Source organism: Xanthomonas pisi DSM 18956 (assembly GCF_001010415.1).
Taxonomy (GTDB): domain Bacteria; phylum Pseudomonadota; class Gammaproteobacteria; order Xanthomonadales; family Xanthomonadaceae; genus Xanthomonas; species Xanthomonas pisi.
The window spans coordinates 1-280 of the sequence record NZ_JPLE01000244.1 but is presented as its reverse complement, the minus strand read 5'-3'; the positions used below and the strand labels follow the sequence as shown (position 1 = coordinate 280).

The 280-nt window shown below is 38.9% G+C and carries 1 protein-coding gene; it reads left to right on the top strand.

Translation table 11 applies throughout. The features are described 5' to 3' along the window. Positions 1 to 26: 26 nt before the first annotated feature. Positions 27 to 280, top strand: a 254-nt coding sequence (locus Y887_RS19700) for a glycoside hydrolase family protein (RefSeq protein WP_211257021.1), incomplete at its 3' end; no start/stop codon positions are given.

Below are 280 nucleotides of genomic sequence, written 5' to 3'. Positions count from 1 at the left end.
TTATCGTAATGGAAAAGACCCGAGACATGACTCGAATTAATAAATTGTTATCCAATCAAGTAGGGCGTGAAGTAACAGGAAATCCAGGACCTATTACATTAGAAGGAGCAACAGCTCTATTTGAGAAGGACCTTGCTAAGATGCAGAAAGACATTCGTTCTAATTCTAAAGTAGGTCCTGTTTATGCTAAAATGAACAGGTCTCGTCAAATGGCATTAGAAAACATGTGCTTCCAAATGGGCGTTGGCGGTGTAGCAAAATTCAATACTATGCTTAAAGC